Source organism: Peribacillus simplex (assembly GCF_900156045.1).
Taxonomy (GTDB): domain Bacteria; phylum Bacillota; class Bacilli; order Bacillales; family DSM-1321; genus Peribacillus; species Peribacillus simplex_D.
Genome location: NZ_FTMX01000003.1, coordinates 186,438 through 202,844, shown reverse-complemented (window position 1 = coordinate 202,844; position 16,407 = coordinate 186,438). Strand labels below are relative to the sequence as shown.

The window sequence follows — 16,407 nt, the reverse complement described above, 5'->3', positions numbered from 1 at the left end:
GGATTGGCATTGATTCGAATCGTAATTGCCGAAGATCAGCGGATGCTGCTTGGCGCTCTAGGTTCCATCCTTGATTTGGAAAGTGACATGGAAGTTGTAGGAAAAGCGAGCAATGGGGAAGAAGCAATGAATCTCGTCAATCAATTAAAGCCGGATATCTGCATAACCGATATTGAAATGCCAGTTAAAACCGGGCTCGATGTAGCGGAGGAGATCAAGGATCAGGGCCACCAATGCAAAGTCATCATTTTGACCACTTTTGCACGTCCTGGATATTTTGAAAGAGCCAGAAAGGCAGAGGTGGGTGGATATCTGTTGAAGGATAGCCCAAGTGATGAACTGGCGAACTCGATCCGTGTCATCATGGATGGGCGGCGCGTTTATGCTCCTGAGCTGGTGGATATGGCTTTCGAAGAAGAAAACCCTTTGACTGAACGAGAGTGCCAAGTGCTCAAATTGATCGCGGATGGTAAGACCACAAAAGAAATCGCAAGCCAGCTTTATTTGACTAATGGAACGGTTCGTAATTATATATCGGTCATCCTTGATAAATTGGATGTAAGCAACCGCGTTGAAGCAATTGTAAGATTCAAGGAAAAGGGCTGGTCAAAAGATTAATCGAAGGTGCATTTATTGGCGGCTTCTCAAATCAAAAAATGCAGACTTAGGATTGGAATATGGTATATTAATTTTTATTACATACAGGAAAGGGGCTGACCATTATGCAAAAGGCTACATTTGCTGGAGGTTGTTTTTGGTGTATGGTGACACCATTTGAAGAACTGCCGGGGATTGGGGGGATCGTATCCGGTTATTCGGGAGGACATGTTGAAAATCCGACTTACGAGGAAGTGAAGACGGGAACTACGGGACATTATGAAGTTGTGGAAATCACTTTCGATCCTCAGTTATTTCCTTATGAAAGATTGCTGGAACTATATTGGCAGCAAATTGATCCAACCGACGATGGCGGTCAATTCCATGACAGAGGAAGCCAATATCGGACGGCCATATTCTTTCATGATGAAGCTCAGGAAAAACTGGCTCTCGAAGCGAAAGAAAAGGTAGCAGCCAGCGGGAAGTTCCAGAAACCAATCGTAACGGAAATCCTTCCGGCCCAAACCTTCTATCCTGCCGAAGAATACCATCAAGGCTATCATAAAAAAAACAAAGATGACTATAAAGCGGACCGTGCGAAATCGGGACGCGATGAATTCATTGACCAGCATTGGAACGGTGAATGAAATGGATCGGGTGTGTTTTCACATCCGGTTCTTTTTTTGGCCTTTTTTAAAGGCACAAAAATTAAATTCATTATTTCATGCGGAGGGTTCAATTTCTCATGATATTTTCATATTTCTTCAGTACACTAAGTGGTAGGTGGTGATGATCATGAATAAAAGAATATTAATTATAGAAGATGAAGAAAAAATTGCGAGGGTTCTCCAGCTGGAGCTTAATCATGAGGGTTATCAAACAGAATCGGCATTTACCGGAAAGGCAGGTCTGGAAAGGGCAGAAGCCGAGGAGTGGGATTTAATCTTATTGGATGTGATGCTGCCCGAGCTGAATGGCATAGAAGTACTTAGGCGGTACCGGAAAAAGAATGGATCGACACCGGTTATCCTTCTAACCGCAAGGGATGCTGTGCCAGACAAGGTGAATGGCCTTGACCATGGTGCAAATGATTATGTAACGAAACCGTTTGAAATTGAAGAGCTGCTCGCACGGATCCGTGCTTGTTTCCGGACCAATGTACGGGAGCGGCAATTGGAGGGGAAATTGGATGAACTAAAGATTCATGATCTGAAGTTGAACCTTGGTACAAGGGACATTCACAGGCAAGGCAAAAGGATTGAGCTGACTTCCCGCGAGTTCGATTTGCTGGTTTATCTTTTGCAAAATAAAAATCAAGTACTTTCGAGGGAGCAAATCCTGACACATGTATGGGGATATGATTTTGCAGGCGATACGAATGTGGTCGATGTGTATATCCGTTATCTACGCAAAAAAATAGATTATCCCTTTGAACTGCAGCTCATACATACTTACCGCGGTGTAGGTTACAGCTTGAAGGAGCCAGTATGAAGATCCGGACGAAAATCCAAACGTATTCCAGTCTTTTTTTAAGCGTTATGCTGATATTGTTGAGTATCATCGTTTTAATAGCCTTCCTTTGGATATCGGTAGAGAGGGAACGGGATCTGCTTGAAGATCAAGCTTCATTAATTGAAGAAAATATCCTGACGAAAGATTTGATTTCCGGTGATCCCGATTTAATGGAGCCGTATATCCCGGATGATGGAATGGTGCGGATATTTGACAATGATGGAAGATTGGTAAAATCATTTACCGATGAAGAGGATCTTGAGGGGCTTGCGGTTAAAGACAGTAACGAGAAAGGATATGATTTTACCAAAGCTGACGGGGAATATGTCATGACCTACCGTTATCCTTATCCTGATGAAGGGAAGAAGCTAGGGATGATCGAGGTCACACGGCCGCAGGATACCCTCCTTGATAATTTATCGACGCTTGCCCTCGTTTTAGGCGGTGCATCCCTTTTTGTCATTCTTTTATCCATTCTTGCCGGTAAGTGGCTGGCCAACCTGATCCTCAAACCGATATCGATCATGAGCGGAACGATGAATGATATTGAGAAAAGCGGGGAATTCAAACGGATACCGCTATCGGATCAGTCAAAGGACGAGTTGCAGGTGATGGGAGTGGCATTCAACAGGATGATAGAAAGGCTGGAGCGGAATTATAATCAACAGCAGCAATTCCTTTCAGATGCTTCACATGAATTGAAAACACCGATTACGGTCATAGAAAGCTACTCTTCCCTATTGAAACGCTGGGGAATGAAGGATGAGGCGATTCAGGAAGAGGCGGTGGAGGCAATCCATCATGAAGCCATCCGGATGAAAAAGCTGACGGAACATCTTCTGCAGTCTGCTTCCCAAACGGAACCTTCGGCAGATGTTGAAGGGAAAATAGAACTGATTTCGTTTTGTGAGGGGATTGCCCAAACATTCAGAAGGACGGGGAATCGTGAAATAACGATAGAATCAGGGTTTAAGGAAATATATGCAATGACGATTTCCAGTAAGCTTGAACAGGTCATTGTCATCCTATTGGACAATGCTTTGAAATACAGTGAATCAAGTATTCAAATCATGATAAAACGGAAGGCCGATGAAATTTTCATCGGTGTGAAAGATAAAGGTGCAGGGATATCACCAGAACATCTCCCGCATGTATTTGACCGTTTTTATCGCGTGGATTCATCGAGGGCAAGGAAAACGGGAGGCAATGGACTCGGGCTTTCCATCGCCCGGTCGCTGGTCGAGTCATTCGAAGGTAAATTGGATATTCAAAGCGAAGTGGGAGAGGGAACGTTGGTGACAATCACTCTTTCTCATCAAATTCTAATCTAACACTCATGTTCGTTTCATGAAGGATGCTTATTATTAAGGTAACAACTTAAAGGAGGAATTCATTCATGAAAAAACAGTGGAGTACGATTAAAGAAGGTATCATTCAAAGGAAAAAGGTAATCATGACGGTGTCCATGGCCTCCGTTTTACTTTTCGGCGGAGCTGCTGGAACGGCGGTATATGCAGTCAATAAGGGTAACCTATCCGAGGATGAGGCTGTCAAAATGATTTCGGAAAAACTAGGCGGGGAAGTTACTCAATTTGAAAAGGATTGGGACCAGCCGATGACCTATGAGATGACCGTTAAAACGAAAGAAGGCTATCAAGACGTTGACGTTGATGCTGAAAAAGGTGAGATTCTTTCTCAGGAAATGGAAGACGGTGATGATGACGATATAAGCACACAACAAGCTGCGGAAACTGCAAAAATCAGCAGTGATCAAGCCGAAAAGATTGCCTTGAAAGCGGTGGATGGTCAAGTAACTGACGCAGAGCTGGATTTGGAGAATGGCACCCTTGTGTACGAGCTGGAAATAAATCAAGGACAAAAGGAATATGATGTAGTGGTAGATGCCACCACGGGAAAAGTATTGAAAAACCAGTTGGATGATTAATCGATGGTAATCTGTGATCTAAGAATGATCATGAACTGAAGTGCATGAAGGATTTGCCGAGTGGCAGATCCTTTTTTTTTTATGTCATTATGAATCTAGATGAAGAGTCGGGTGGGTGGAAGAAACCATCATATAGCTGAGGGCACTCTGGAAATATTTGCAGTTATAAAGGAATTAAAAAAGGAATCGCGAATAGGGGCAATAAGGAATCTAATACAATGGAGGAATGGAAATGGGAAATTTGGAAATGGCACTGTCATTAAGAGGAGAAAAAGAATTCAAAAAATCCAATCGATTATTGCTGGATCTGGCAAAGCAAAATCCAGGCGATGCAGTCATACAGTATCAGTGTGCCTGGAGTTTGGATATTCTCGGACTTGAGGTAAAGGCGGTACCCTATTATGAAGCGGCACTCAAATTAGGTTTGCCGGATGAGGATGCAAAAGGGGCCTACCTAGGATTGGGGAGCACATATCGCACCATAGGGGATTATGATAAATCAAGACGGACATTGGAATCGGGGCTGGCGAAGTTTCCTGAGGATAAGGCTTTATTGGTATTCAGGGCCATGGTTTTTTATAATTTGGGCCAACACGATCTTGCAATGGAGTCTTTATTGAAGATAATTGCCGAAACCTCTAAGGATCGAGACATACAATCTTATGCTAAGGCCATAGAATTTTATAGTGATAAACTGGATAAATTATTCACATAATAGTGATCATCCCCAAACTATCCACAGAGCCTGGATAAAATAAGTCATTCTTACATATCCGAAATGGATTAATCAACAAATATGACGGGAAATTTCTTGCATTTAGCACATTTACGGATAAATGTATGTGGATAACCTCGGATTGTGGATAACTTTCTGGTGTTATACACTACTTTTCCACAGGTAATCCACATATTCACTTTTATATGATAAAAAATACTGCCTAACGATTAAGTCTTCAGGAATTTTCTATTGTAATGACTTAAGGCTAAAAGGGGATAAATATAGCGATAGCTATGATAATGGATATACAAAAAATCCGCCATTCCCTGGCCAGCAGGATAATCATTGGTCCAGCTGTCCTGTTGACCTGCACGGATGAGATAGGCAATGCCTTTTTTGATTTCGGCTGTCGGCTTTTCGGATGCCGATATCAATGCATCCACAGCCCAAGCTGTATGTGTCAGTGTACTTTCTCCGAGGGGGATATATCGTTGCTTGATATCACTGTAACAAGATTCACCCCAGCCACCATCTTCATTTTGTATTTTCTTCAACCAAGTTAAGGCTTTTTGGATGGATGGATGTCCAGTGGCTTGGCCTGCCGCCTTCATGCCGGTCAGTGCAGACCATGTGCCATATAGATAGCAGATGCCCCAGCGCCCATACCAGGAGCCATCACGCTTCTGGTCTTCCAATAGCCAATCCACCGCTCTTTTACTGACTTCTTCCTGCTTCTTCATATTTGTATAGTTCCCCAGGAATTCCAGTGTTCTTCCTGTCAAATCAGCGGTAGAAGGGTCAGTCAGGAGATATTTCGAACCCTCTATAGGAATAAGGTGCAGCCATTTATGGTCGTTATTCCGCTCGAAGGCCGGAAATCCACCATCATCATTTTGCATGGATATCGTGAAGGAGACACCGCGCTGCCAGCTGTCCCGATTATCCGGTTTTGCTTGCAGTTGCTCAGCCAGCGACCGCAGTGAGGCGGTCGTATCATCGACATCCGGATTCATGGTATTGAAATCCGAGAACCCCCAGCCGCCTGGAATCGCATTAGGATTATGAATCAGCCAATCACCATACATATAATGCTGGCGTGACAGTAAGTACTGATTGGCGGCCTTGACCGTTGGGTCTTTGGAAGGTATGCCCGCTTCTTGAAGGGCGTAGCTGATTAAGGAGGTATTCCAAACATGGGGTGTCGTGAACTGGATATGTGTGTGTCCCTCAATGGAGCAGGCCATTCCCTTCAGACCGGCAATGGCCTTTATAATCACTGGATCCTTTTTCGAGTATCCAATTGAAAGGAGGGCAAAGATCATGAAAAAGGTAGAACCGAAATAATTGTACAGTGTCCCGTCTGGTTCCAGTCTGTCGAGCATGAACCTTTTCGTTGAATCCAAGGCTAAGGAATGTAAATAATCGGGATAACCAATCAAAGTTTTGACGCCTGTTTGAAGTTTGGAGAAGAAGGAACGATATTCTTCGGTACGATACTCTTCCCACACATGCTCTTCGGAAAGGTCCTCCCTTGTTTGAAATAATTCTTTTAAACTTGGTGTGTCCGGGGTTTTGATCTGAAACTTTTTATGGCCTAGCAATAGCAATGGAATCATGTTGACCCGCCCATATACGGAAAGATCATAAATGCTGACGAAAAAGGTCGGAGGAAGTAAGACTACTTCGAGAGGAATGGGGAACAGGCGCGGCCATTGATATTGTCCGGTGACAGTAAGCATCATTTTCGTTAACATTTTCGCCTGTTTGATGCCACCCTTGGAAAGAATGAATTGTTTAGCTTTCCTCATATGGGGATCGTTCTTATTGCGGAGTCCGCTAAAAAGAAGGCCATAATAAGCCTCGATCGTAACCGTAACATTGCCGTCCTTCTCATCTTGGAAAAGTTTCCATGAGCCGTTTTCCGTTTGCTTGCTTTCGATTCTATTTACTAAAGCATCTATAAGAGGAGCATCTTCCATATCTAAAGTTTTTAATAATATGATCATATAGGCATCTGCCGTTATCCCGGTGTCAAAGGGATAATTCCACGAACCATCAGCGGATTGGTCTTGTTTCAGGCGATGAACAAGGCGATTGATTTCCAATTGTACATGTTGGTTCAATGACTTTCCTCCTCTAAAAACACATTTTCCGTTTATATGTATATTCAAAACTTGTCGTCGCATTCAAGAAATCATGTCAGGCGCATCGTCCCGCATGAATAAAGGAGGGTGGAAACTAAAAACGCTTTGGCAATGAAAGCTGCCAAAGCGTCATTTAGAAACTATGCATCATTTAGCTGGTAAGGAAGATGACTGCATATAGCGATAAATCGGCAGTTCTTTTCCTTTGTCAGCCGGGATGAAATTGAATGTCACATAGCTGTCAATGCCTTCAGGTTCGAGGGCAAGGGAGATGAAGTTGGCATCAGGCTGGGCCATGTCGAAAACATAGCTTCCTTTTGGGAAATCCTGAGTTGTTGATGTAACGGTGGTCGTGACTTCCCTTGTGGAATGTCCGCTTTCCAGTACAGCGGAAACTTTTAAATCCTTGACCCTATAGCTTTCAACAGCTATTTTCATAGGTTTTTTTAATTGTTTAACTTCTACTCCCAATAGCTGAAGTTTCTTGGCGATATTTTTATATTCCGGTTGAAGGATATAGGCTGTCGGACGATCTCTAACAAGGGTAGGGTAAGCATCGGTGGAGTCCAGCCAATCGATGGAGGCATCGACCATTTTAGCTTTCGCTAAATCGACTACTGTCAACTTTTGATCCTTAACCAATTTATTTTCGCTGGTGATGACAATTTTATCGTTATCATTTGCTTTTCGCCCTTTTTGCACGACTTCTGTTTCTGCCTGTTTAACGGCCTTTTTAACTTTATTGGCCTGTTCGGCTGTCGTTTTGATGAATGCTGCCTGAGCTGTAGCTTGTGCAAAAACACGTCGTTTAAAATCCGTACGGCCGATATTGATTCCCCTCGTTTCAATTAAATAGGTCATTGTATTTTTCAAACCGAGGGCGTTTCGGCCAATCCGGGCTTCTGTGCTTCCTTCCGTGGCGGTAAGGACTCCATCATCAGAAGTATCCAGTGTATAGTAATCGTGGTAGGAAAGTTTTTCTTTTTTCAATGCTTTAAAAACATTAGGTAGAAGCAGTTCATCCGAAGCTTTTCGAAGCTGGTTGGGAATATTTAAATTCTTCGCTGAGGAGATGAGTAAATCATAGGAAGCGATCGATCCATTTGCTCCCACTTTTTTCAGGGGGGCGGGATTCACTGTATATTCATGTACATCCAGAATGACTTCCGGTTCATAATCATCGATTGACTGATGAATCGTCTGTACTTCAGGATACTCCACTTTTAAGTAGTCCCTATTCGCATCCATGTCATTTGCGGTATATCGTTTGAAATAATAAGAGCCATCAGGATTGACGCGTGGAACGATGGCAATATTCACTTTATCGAGGACATCACCAAGCTTGCCCTCAGCCAGCCATTGTGCAAGGACTAATGTTGATTCACCTGAAGCGGGTTCATTGCCATGGATCTGACCTTGAATCCAAATCAATGGTTTATGGGAAGCCTTATTCGGTCTTTTTGAATCCTTGCTGAAAAGAAGCATCGGGATGTCGCGTCCTTCTGTGGATTTACCTATCGTCTTGAACTGGATGTTATTGTATTTATGGGAAAGTGACTTGAGATGATCCAACATTTCTTCCTGGCTCGTAAAGGCGATCTTGTTTTGTTTAAAGGCAGGGGTGTTGAAAGATACATTAGGGTCAGGGAAAAGGTGGGAGAGGTTATCTGGTTGAATGTAGCTTGGACCATTTCCATAATAAGGGGTGAATTCTTCTGCTTCGGCTATGGGGCCAGGCAATCCAGTGACAAGACTTAGTGCTGCGGCTGATACGATTGTAGGAATGATTTTTTTCATGGACGTCCTCCTGTCTATCTTTTTCCATAAATTATCATATATTAATCTATTTATACAGTGAAAACGTAGGAAATAGTGAAAAACAGGAATTAACGACTAGATTAATGATTCCGTAGCACAATTCGCAATGCCTTTTAATAGATGTTCATCACCTGTATTCTGTATAATTACAGGTGGAAGGTCAAAATGATACGGATCAAGCAATTTGCTTGGCCCGTATCATTTCAATTCATCATGTAACTGATTTAAAAGATCCTGTGAATTTTCGCCACTCATTATCTGGCCATTCACTTTCGCATAGGGGGTATTCTTACAAAGTTTACACTCACTCAAACATTCATATTCCTTATATTGAATCCTTGGATTCGCTAAGAACTTACCATAATCGGCAACTGTTTGTTCATTAAGGAAGCGGTCAAGATTATTTTGGCAAAATTCAATCTGGATTTTCGCCTTTTTTGAGAACACTTTGGAAAGCAAGTTTTTCATCAAATCGCTTCTTTCATAGAAGAGTAAATATTTGTTATTTTGATTTTATCACTTCCTGATATGAAATGCATGATTGGTTCATTCAAATTCATTACAATATGACTATCCGGAGAATATCAAAGTAATTCACTTCTATATATTGACACATGTCTAAGAAATGATAGAATAAGTATGAGTGATAATGAATCTCATTATCACGAATGGGAGAACTTTGTAACTATTGCAACTTCATGATTCCCTTTTCAATAGGTGACTTTGCGATAGTCTATATTCAAATATCTTTAATTAAAAATATTATCGCTGTATTAACTGAGATAGGAAGAGTAGGAAATGTAGATGAAGATAAGATATTTAGTCATGGCGTTAATTGTTTTGTCATTTACGTCATTATTCATTGGTGTAAAGGATATTACCCCCCTGGATTTATTGGATCTAAGTGATGATAAGGTGCAAATCATGCTGCAAAGCCGTTTCCCCAGAATGGTGACCATAGTCATTGCCGGTATTGTGATGAGTATAAGCGGTCTGATCATGCAGCAATTGAGCCGCAATAAATTTGTATCCCCGACGACTGCCGGAACCATGGATTCCGCAAGGCTTGGACTTCTTCTTGCCATTATCATTTTTCCTTCGGCGGCACTCATTGAGAAAATGGCATTCGCTTTCATATTCGCTTTGGCAGGTACATTCTTGTTCATGAAAATTCTTGATCAAGTGAAATATAAGGATACGATTTTCATTCCATTGGTTGGTTTGATGTTCGGTAATATCGTCGGATCCATCTCGACTTTCTTTGCCTATAAATATGATTTGATTCAAAGCCTCAACACATGGATGAATGGCGATTTCTCGATGATCATGTCGGGAAGGTACGAACTTATATATGTAAGTATCCCTCTGGTCATTCTCGCATACTTCTTCGCCAATAAATTCACTGTGGCAGGGATGGGTGAGGAGTTTGCTATCAATCTAGGACTCAATTATAAGCTTATAGTCAATTTTGGGTTGATCATCGTGGCATTATCCTCCACTGTCGTTCTGTTAACGGTGGGAACGATTCCTTTCATAGGATTGATCGTACCAAATATTGTATCCCTTTACCTTGGCGACAATTTGAAAAAGAGTCTTTCTCATACAGCATTGCTAGGGGCAGTATTCCTATTGATCTGCGATATTCTGGGCAGGATCCTCATATATCCATTTGAAATCCCGATCGGGCTCGTGGTTGGTGTGATAGGAAGCGCCGTATTTATCTATCTGATACTGAGGAGAAAGGCATATGAATAATAAAAGTAGGATCATTATATTGGCTGTTCTTGCAGCAGCTTTAACGGCAGGTTATATCTTTTGGGACCTTGGCCCGAATTGGGATTATGCACTGCCGAGAAGGGTCATAAAAATCATCGCCATCATCGTGGTTGGTTGTGCAATAGCTTTTTCAACAGTGATTTTCCAGACGGTCACGAATAATAAAATCCTGACACCAAGCATTTTAGGGTTGGACTCCATGTATATGCTGATCCAAACGGGAGTGATTTTCCTCTTCGGTTCAACGCATATCATGATCATGAATAAAAATCTCAATTTCCTGATTACACTTGCAGCCATGCTTATTTTTTCCAGCCTGCTGTTCAAGTTCATGTTCAAGAAAAACCGCAATATTTACTTCCTATTGCTGATCGGTATCATTTTCGGAACCTTATTCGGAAGCATGTCTTCATTCATGCAGGTATTGATTGACCCGAATGAGTTTCAAATGGTTCAAAATAAAATGTTCGCCAGCTTCAATAATGTCAACACGGACCTGTTAACGTTAGCGATTATCCTCATGATAGCGGCAATGATATATTTCATGAGATTTTTGAAATATTTAGATGTCATGTCATTGGGGAGGGACCAAGCCATAAACTTGGGTGTGGATTATGATTTTGTCACGAAGCGGGTTTTAATCGTCGTTACTGTTTTAATCTCCATTTCTACTGCCCTGATCGGTCCGATCACGTTCCTCGGATTACTTGTTGCAAATGTGGCCTATCAATTCATTAAGTCCTATCAGCATAAACATATCATCCCGGGTGCCATGCTGATCAGTGTGATTGCCCTGGTCGGAGGCCAATTCATTGTGGAGAGGATCTTCACGTTCTCCACCACCTTAAGTGTCATCATCAACTTTGTCGGCGGTGTCTATTTCATCTATCTTCTATTAAAGGAGAATAAATCATGGTAGAAGTGAAAAATTTATTCAAAAAATATAATGGTAAAACGGTTGTCGAGGATGTTTCCATTGAAATAATGAAAGGGAAAATCACATCCTTCATCGGTCCCAATGGAGCGGGGAAAAGTACCGTCCTTTCGATGATCAGCCGTCTCATTGCCAGGGATTCGGGAGAAGTCCTGATCGATGGTAAGGATATGGGGAAATTCAATAGCAATGAACTTGCGAAAAAGATTGCCATCTTAAAGCAGGCTAACCACATCAATATCCGTTTAACGATTCGTGAACTCGTCGCCTTTGGCCGTTTTCCTTATTCACAAGGCAAGCTGACCAAAGAGGATTGGAAATACGTCGATGAAGCGATTGAATATATGGAACTTGCCGACATGCAGGATAAGTTTCTTGACCAGCTTAGCGGCGGGCAGCAACAGCGGGCCTTCATTGCCATGGTTATTGCTCAGAACACGGAGTATGTACTTCTTGATGAACCCCTGAACAATCTTGATATGAAGCATTCCGTCCAAATCATGAAGGTATTGAGGAGATTGGCCGACGAATTAGGGAAAACGGTCATCATCGTCATTCATGACATTAATTTTGCATCCTGCTATTCCGACTATATTGTCGCATTGAAGGATGGCAAGGTTGTTCATAATGGACCTACCGAGCAAGTCATCAATTCCAATGTATTAAAGGAAATCTATGATATGGATATTGAAATCCAAAGCATCAATGACAATAAGATCTGTGTGTACTTCACGTAAGGCAATTCCATTTGGTTTTAAATTACTTCAGTATTCTTTGCCTTCCCGGAATCACCTCATACGCTTCTTAGGCAGTTAAAAGTTGGCGGGCGCCCAAGACTTTAGCCGCCTCCTGTTCATACGGCAGGAAGAGTGATGAAGGTGAACTCCGTGAAGGTGAGGATTCAATACGTAATTTTAAATAAAAAAAATTTTCGAGGTGACCATAATGTTTAAGAAATTATCTTTACTGCTTTTGGTTGCAATGCTGGCTGTAGTGGCTGTAGCTTGTGGATCAGATAAGGAAAAAGAAGAATCAAGCGTGAAAAAAGAAAGTGCTAAAAGCGAAGAAATTACGGTTAAGCACCAACTAGGCGAAACGAAAGTAAAAACAAACCCTGAAAAAGTCGTTGTATTCGATATGGGTACACTTGATACTCTTGATAAATTGGGTGTGGAAGTAGCAGCTGTTCCTCATGATGGCCTTCCAAAATACCTTTCTAAATATGAAGGTACAACTGAAAATGCCGGCGGATTAAAAGAGCCTGACTTCGAAAAAATCAACGAAATTGCTCCTGACTTAATCCTTATTTCTGGCCGTCAATCTGAAGCATATGAAGAATTAAGCAAAATTGCCCCAACTGTTTTTGTGGGTGTAGATACAACAAAGTATATGGAATCCTTTGAAGAAAACGTAACACTTTTGGGTAAAATCTTCGATAAAAAAGACGAAGCAGCTAAAGAATTGGCAAGTGTTGAAGAAAACATTAATGCTTTGAAAGAAAAAGCCCCAACTGACAAAACTGGTTTAATCGTTCTTTCAAGCGGTGGAAAAGTAAGTGCTTACGGACCTGATTCAAGATTTGGAATCATCCATGATGTATTCGGAGTACCTGCAGTAGATGATAAATTGGAAGTATCGACACATGGTCAAAGTATTTCTTTCGAATACATCGCTGAAAAGAATCCTGACTACCTATTCGTTGTAGATAGAGATGCGGTTGCCGGTGATGGAGCTGCAGCAAAAGAAACTATTGAAAATGACATTGTGAAAAATACAAAAGCATTTAAAGAAGGTAACATCATTTATCTGGACCCTAACTACTGGTACCTATCAGGCGGCGGTTTAGAATCTGTTGACGCTATGGTTAAAGAAATTTCAGAAGGCATCAAGTAATATAAATAAGGAATCCTGTCCTCGATCGAGGGCAGGATTTTTATTTTTTATAATAAAACTGGATGAAACAAATATACTAACAAAGGGGAGAAAAGATTTCTTACAAAACATAGGTAAGCTTATAAGGCGCCACAACCCCCATTAAAAGGGGAAAGGAAAAGACAAGACCTATATTCAAGCCTGTTACCGCTGTTATGGTCATATGGGCTGCTATTGAAAGAAAATAACCCTTCAGTCAGTATGGGAAAATTCAGTTTCTTCCTATTATAATGTCATTTGCACCCTTTCCGGTTCCAGGAGGGGATTTAAAATTGTAATTTAAGCGAACTTTGGTAAATTGAATCTTTTATGGATGATAAAAATTATCATGGAAAGTAAAAATATAAACACAATATGATAACGCTTACTGGAAAAATTATTTGAAAAAAGCTAATTAAATATGCCGGTGGGGAATGATGTCGATATTACGCGAAACCCATTTGTTATTTTATGGGATTTCGGTGTAGCAGGACGCAATGATAAACTGGTCAAACTTTTGCAGGCCTGGATTTTGAATGGGGTATCAAAAGTGCGGAGGAGAGATGCATCCATGTAACCGGCTAGCCATTTTCAACTGTCGAATCATCGGGAAAGAAATCCTGGATATATCTATAGCTTTAAATAATTGAAGATTTATATCTTTACATATTTTGTAATGCACTGGTTTTTTTATAAAGAGTCGTTTATAATGGTAAAAGCCTGAAGGACGAGAAACTAATTAGTGACTGTCATCCGCAGTCACCCCAAAAAGTTACGGTGATATTTATTGGATTAAGACATGGAGTTCCTATATATTTGTTATAGGTGCGCTGAACATTCGAGACGGGCGAGACTCTGTTATTTTTTCAAAGGCTTGTTCATAAGCTAAAGAAGTGTTCTGGATATAAGGGTTATGGATGTGACAAAAGGTGGTTTTCACAATCTTGACTATCCAAGTGAAAGAATGCTATTATAGGGTTTCCGATTTTCCGTCTTTTGTAAGTTTGTAAAAATTTATATAAATAAACCACTAGATTAATAGAGGTGAAAGCATGAATAATTTTCTAAAAAAAAGCCGGCATTTATTTGCAGATAACATACTAGGCTTTTTCTTTATTGCGGTAGTCTTGTTTACGATAAAAACTTATATTGGATATCGAGTTGAATTTAACTTAGGTATTGAAAATGGCCTGCAACAGTTCTTACTGTTCATAAACCCGATAAGTTCAGCCATTTTATTCTTTGGCTTGGCACTATTGGCTAGGGGCAAAAAATCGTTTAAATGGATCATCAGGTTGAACCTATTGATGTCCTTATGGTTGTTCTTCAATATTGTATACTATCGGTCATTTACCGATTTCATTACATTGCCAACCTTGACGCAAGTGCAAAATGCCGGGGATTTGGGGCCGAGTATTTTAGAATTATTTAAAGGCCATGATGTATTTTATTTCCTTGATACGGTTCTTTTGATCGTGTTGTACAGATTCAAAGACTTTAAAGTGGAAGACTTCAAAGTCAAACGCCGTACAGTTGGAATGGTTTACCTAGCGGGACTTGCAATTTTTGCAATCAATTTGGGACTTGCTGAAAAGGATCGCCCGCAATTATTATCAAGAACATTCGACCGGAACTATATCGTCAAATATTTGGGCATGTTCAACTATACGGTTTATGATGCCGTTCAGAATACTAAAACATACGCTCAGCGTGCAACTGCAAACAGCACGGATATCGCTGAAGTCGTCAACTATACGAAGGCTACAAGCGCTGAACCGAACCCTGAATATTTTGGTGCAGCCAAAGGTAAGAATGTTATCTACCTGCATTTGGAATCGATGCAGAATTTCCTGATCGATTATAAGTTGAATGGGGAGGAAGTAACTCCATTTTTGAACTCACTTGCACATGATAAGTCAGATTTCATGCACTTTGATAATTTCTTCCATCAAGTGGGCCAAGGTAAAACAGCGGATGCCGAATTCATGCTTGAAAATTCCCTGTTCGGTTTACCACAGGGGGCAGCATTCACAAACCGTGCCCAAAATACGTATCAAGCAGCACCAGCGATTTTAGGACAACAAGGATACACATCTGCTGTGTTCCATGGTAATTACAAGTCTTTCTGGAACCGGGATAAAATGTATAAGTCTCTTGGTTTTAATCAGTTCTTCGATGCAAACCATTATAATATGGAAAATAAAGAGGAAGTACTGAGTTATGGGTTAATGGATAAGCCTTTCTTCAAGGAATCGATTCCAATGTTAGAAACGCTTAAACAGCCTTTCTATACAAAATTCATAACGGTATCTCATCATTTCCCATATGCGATGGACCAGGAAAAAGCAACAATCGGTAAGCAAACGACAGGCGATGCTTCCGTAGATAATTACTTCCAGACTGCACGCTATGCCGATGAGGCGCTTAAAGAGTTTTTCGATTATCTGAAGGAATCCGGTCTATATGATAACTCGGTAATCGTTATGTATGGTGATCACTATGGTATTTCCGAAAACCATAAAGAAGCCATGTCAAAAGTGCTTGGCAAGGATGTTGGCGCATTTGAGAATGCCCAATTGCAACGTGTACCATTATTGATTCATGTTCCGGGTGTTGAAGGCGGGGAAATGCACCAATACGGAGGACAGATCGACCTTCTCCCTACTTTATTGCATCTGTTAGGAATCGAATCTAAAGATTATGTACAATTCGGTTCAGATTTATTGTCAAAAGATCATAATGAAGTGGTACCTTTCAGGAATGGTGATTTTGTTACACCGGATGTCACTTCCATTAAAGGTAAATACTACGATACTAAAACAGGTGAATTGGTCGAGGAAAATGATGACATCCTCAATTATAAAAAGAGAGCTGAAACGATGCTCAATTTATCCGACCAAGTAGTGAACGGTGACTTACTCCGTTTCTATACTCCAAATGGTTTTAAACCGATAGACCCTACTGATTATGATTACACATATGATGAAGAAGGTTCAAAGGAAGACGAAAAGACCGATAAATAAGGCTAATGAAAAGAACAGGCAGGAAGCCA

Annotated in this window: 14 protein-coding genes; 11 read left to right on the top strand and 3 right to left on the bottom strand. The window is 41.0% G+C overall.

Annotated features, from left to right (window positions below):
- Positions 1 to 9: 9 nt before the first annotated feature.
- From BW986_RS12390 to BW986_RS12365, 6 genes are all read left to right on the top strand, one after another.
- Positions 10 to 618 carry a response regulator transcription factor gene (locus BW986_RS12390; protein WP_076368214.1) on the top strand — a complete coding sequence of 203 codons (609 nt, stop codon included), beginning with the start codon at positions 10 to 12 and terminating at the stop codon, positions 616 to 618.
- A gap of 104 nt (positions 619 to 722) precedes the next feature.
- Complete coding sequence (gene msrA / locus BW986_RS12385) at positions 723 to 1,244, top strand: peptide-methionine (S)-S-oxide reductase MsrA (protein WP_076368213.1); 522 nt, start codon at positions 723 to 725, stop codon at positions 1,242 to 1,244.
- Positions 1,245 to 1,392: 148 nt separating this feature from the next.
- A complete protein-coding gene (locus BW986_RS12380) occupies positions 1,393 to 2,088 on the top strand; it encodes a response regulator transcription factor (protein ID WP_076368212.1) in 696 nt (231 codons plus the stop codon).
- The gene (locus BW986_RS12375) at positions 2,085 to 3,440 is read left to right on the top strand and encodes a sensor histidine kinase (protein ID WP_076368211.1); all 1,356 of its coding nucleotides are present in this window, start codon (positions 2,085 to 2,087) and stop codon (positions 3,438 to 3,440) included. Before BW986_RS12380 ends, BW986_RS12375 begins: the two co-directional genes overlap by 4 nt.
- Positions 3,441 to 3,505: 65 nt before the next feature.
- Positions 3,506 to 4,054 carry a PepSY domain-containing protein gene (locus BW986_RS12370; protein WP_076368210.1) on the top strand — a complete coding sequence of 183 codons (549 nt, stop codon included), beginning with the start codon at positions 3,506 to 3,508 and terminating at the stop codon, positions 4,052 to 4,054.
- A 232-nt stretch (positions 4,055 to 4,286) separates the two neighbouring features.
- Positions 4,287 to 4,769 carry a tetratricopeptide repeat protein gene (locus BW986_RS12365; RefSeq protein WP_076368209.1) on the top strand — a complete coding sequence of 161 codons (483 nt, stop codon included), beginning with the start codon at positions 4,287 to 4,289 and terminating at the stop codon, positions 4,767 to 4,769.
- A gap of 230 nt (positions 4,770 to 4,999) precedes the next feature.
- Here the strand turns inward: BW986_RS12365 and shc are convergent, their stop codons facing one another.
- The 3 genes from shc to BW986_RS12350 form a co-directional block, all read right to left on the bottom strand.
- Positions 5,000 to 6,895 carry a squalene--hopene cyclase gene (gene shc, locus BW986_RS12360; protein WP_076368208.1) on the bottom strand — a complete coding sequence of 632 codons (1,896 nt, stop codon included), beginning with the start codon at positions 6,893 to 6,895 and terminating at the stop codon, positions 5,000 to 5,002.
- A gap of 168 nt (positions 6,896 to 7,063) precedes the next feature.
- Positions 7,064 to 8,713: a M14 family metallopeptidase gene (locus tag BW986_RS12355; RefSeq protein WP_076368207.1), complete on the bottom strand. Its 1,650-nt coding sequence runs from the start codon at positions 8,711 to 8,713 to the stop codon at positions 7,064 to 7,066.
- Between the two features lie 219 nt (positions 8,714 to 8,932).
- Positions 8,933 to 9,202 (bottom strand): DUF1450 domain-containing protein, encoded by a 270-nt coding sequence (locus tag BW986_RS12350; protein WP_076368206.1) that lies wholly within the window; start codon positions 9,200 to 9,202, stop codon positions 8,933 to 8,935.
- A 336-nt stretch (positions 9,203 to 9,538) separates the two neighbouring features.
- On the opposite strand from BW986_RS12350, the gene BW986_RS12345 reads away from it, so the two are divergent.
- The 5 genes from BW986_RS12345 (at position 9,539) to ltaS (ending at position 16,378) form a co-directional block, all read left to right on the top strand.
- Positions 9,539 to 10,489 (top strand): ABC transporter permease, encoded by a 951-nt coding sequence (locus BW986_RS12345; RefSeq protein WP_076368205.1) that lies wholly within the window; start codon positions 9,539 to 9,541, stop codon positions 10,487 to 10,489.
- Complete coding sequence (locus tag BW986_RS12340) at positions 10,482 to 11,429, top strand: iron chelate uptake ABC transporter family permease subunit (RefSeq protein WP_076368204.1); 948 nt, start codon at positions 10,482 to 10,484, stop codon at positions 11,427 to 11,429. Before BW986_RS12345 ends, BW986_RS12340 begins: the two co-directional genes overlap by 8 nt.
- On the top strand, positions 11,423 to 12,181 hold the full coding sequence (locus BW986_RS12335) for an iron ABC transporter ATP-binding protein (protein WP_076368203.1): 759 nt from the start codon (positions 11,423 to 11,425) through the stop codon (positions 12,179 to 12,181). The genes BW986_RS12340 and BW986_RS12335 overlap by 7 nt, the downstream gene beginning before the upstream one ends.
- A 208-nt stretch (positions 12,182 to 12,389) precedes the next feature.
- Entirely contained in the window at positions 12,390 to 13,337 is a 948-nt protein-coding gene (locus tag BW986_RS12330) for a siderophore ABC transporter substrate-binding protein (RefSeq protein WP_076368202.1), read from the top strand.
- 1,070 nt (positions 13,338 to 14,407) lie between these two features.
- A complete protein-coding gene (gene ltaS, locus BW986_RS12325) occupies positions 14,408 to 16,378 on the top strand; it encodes a lipoteichoic acid synthase (RefSeq protein WP_076368201.1) in 1,971 nt (656 codons plus the stop codon).
- Positions 16,379 to 16,407 lie beyond the last annotated feature (29 nt).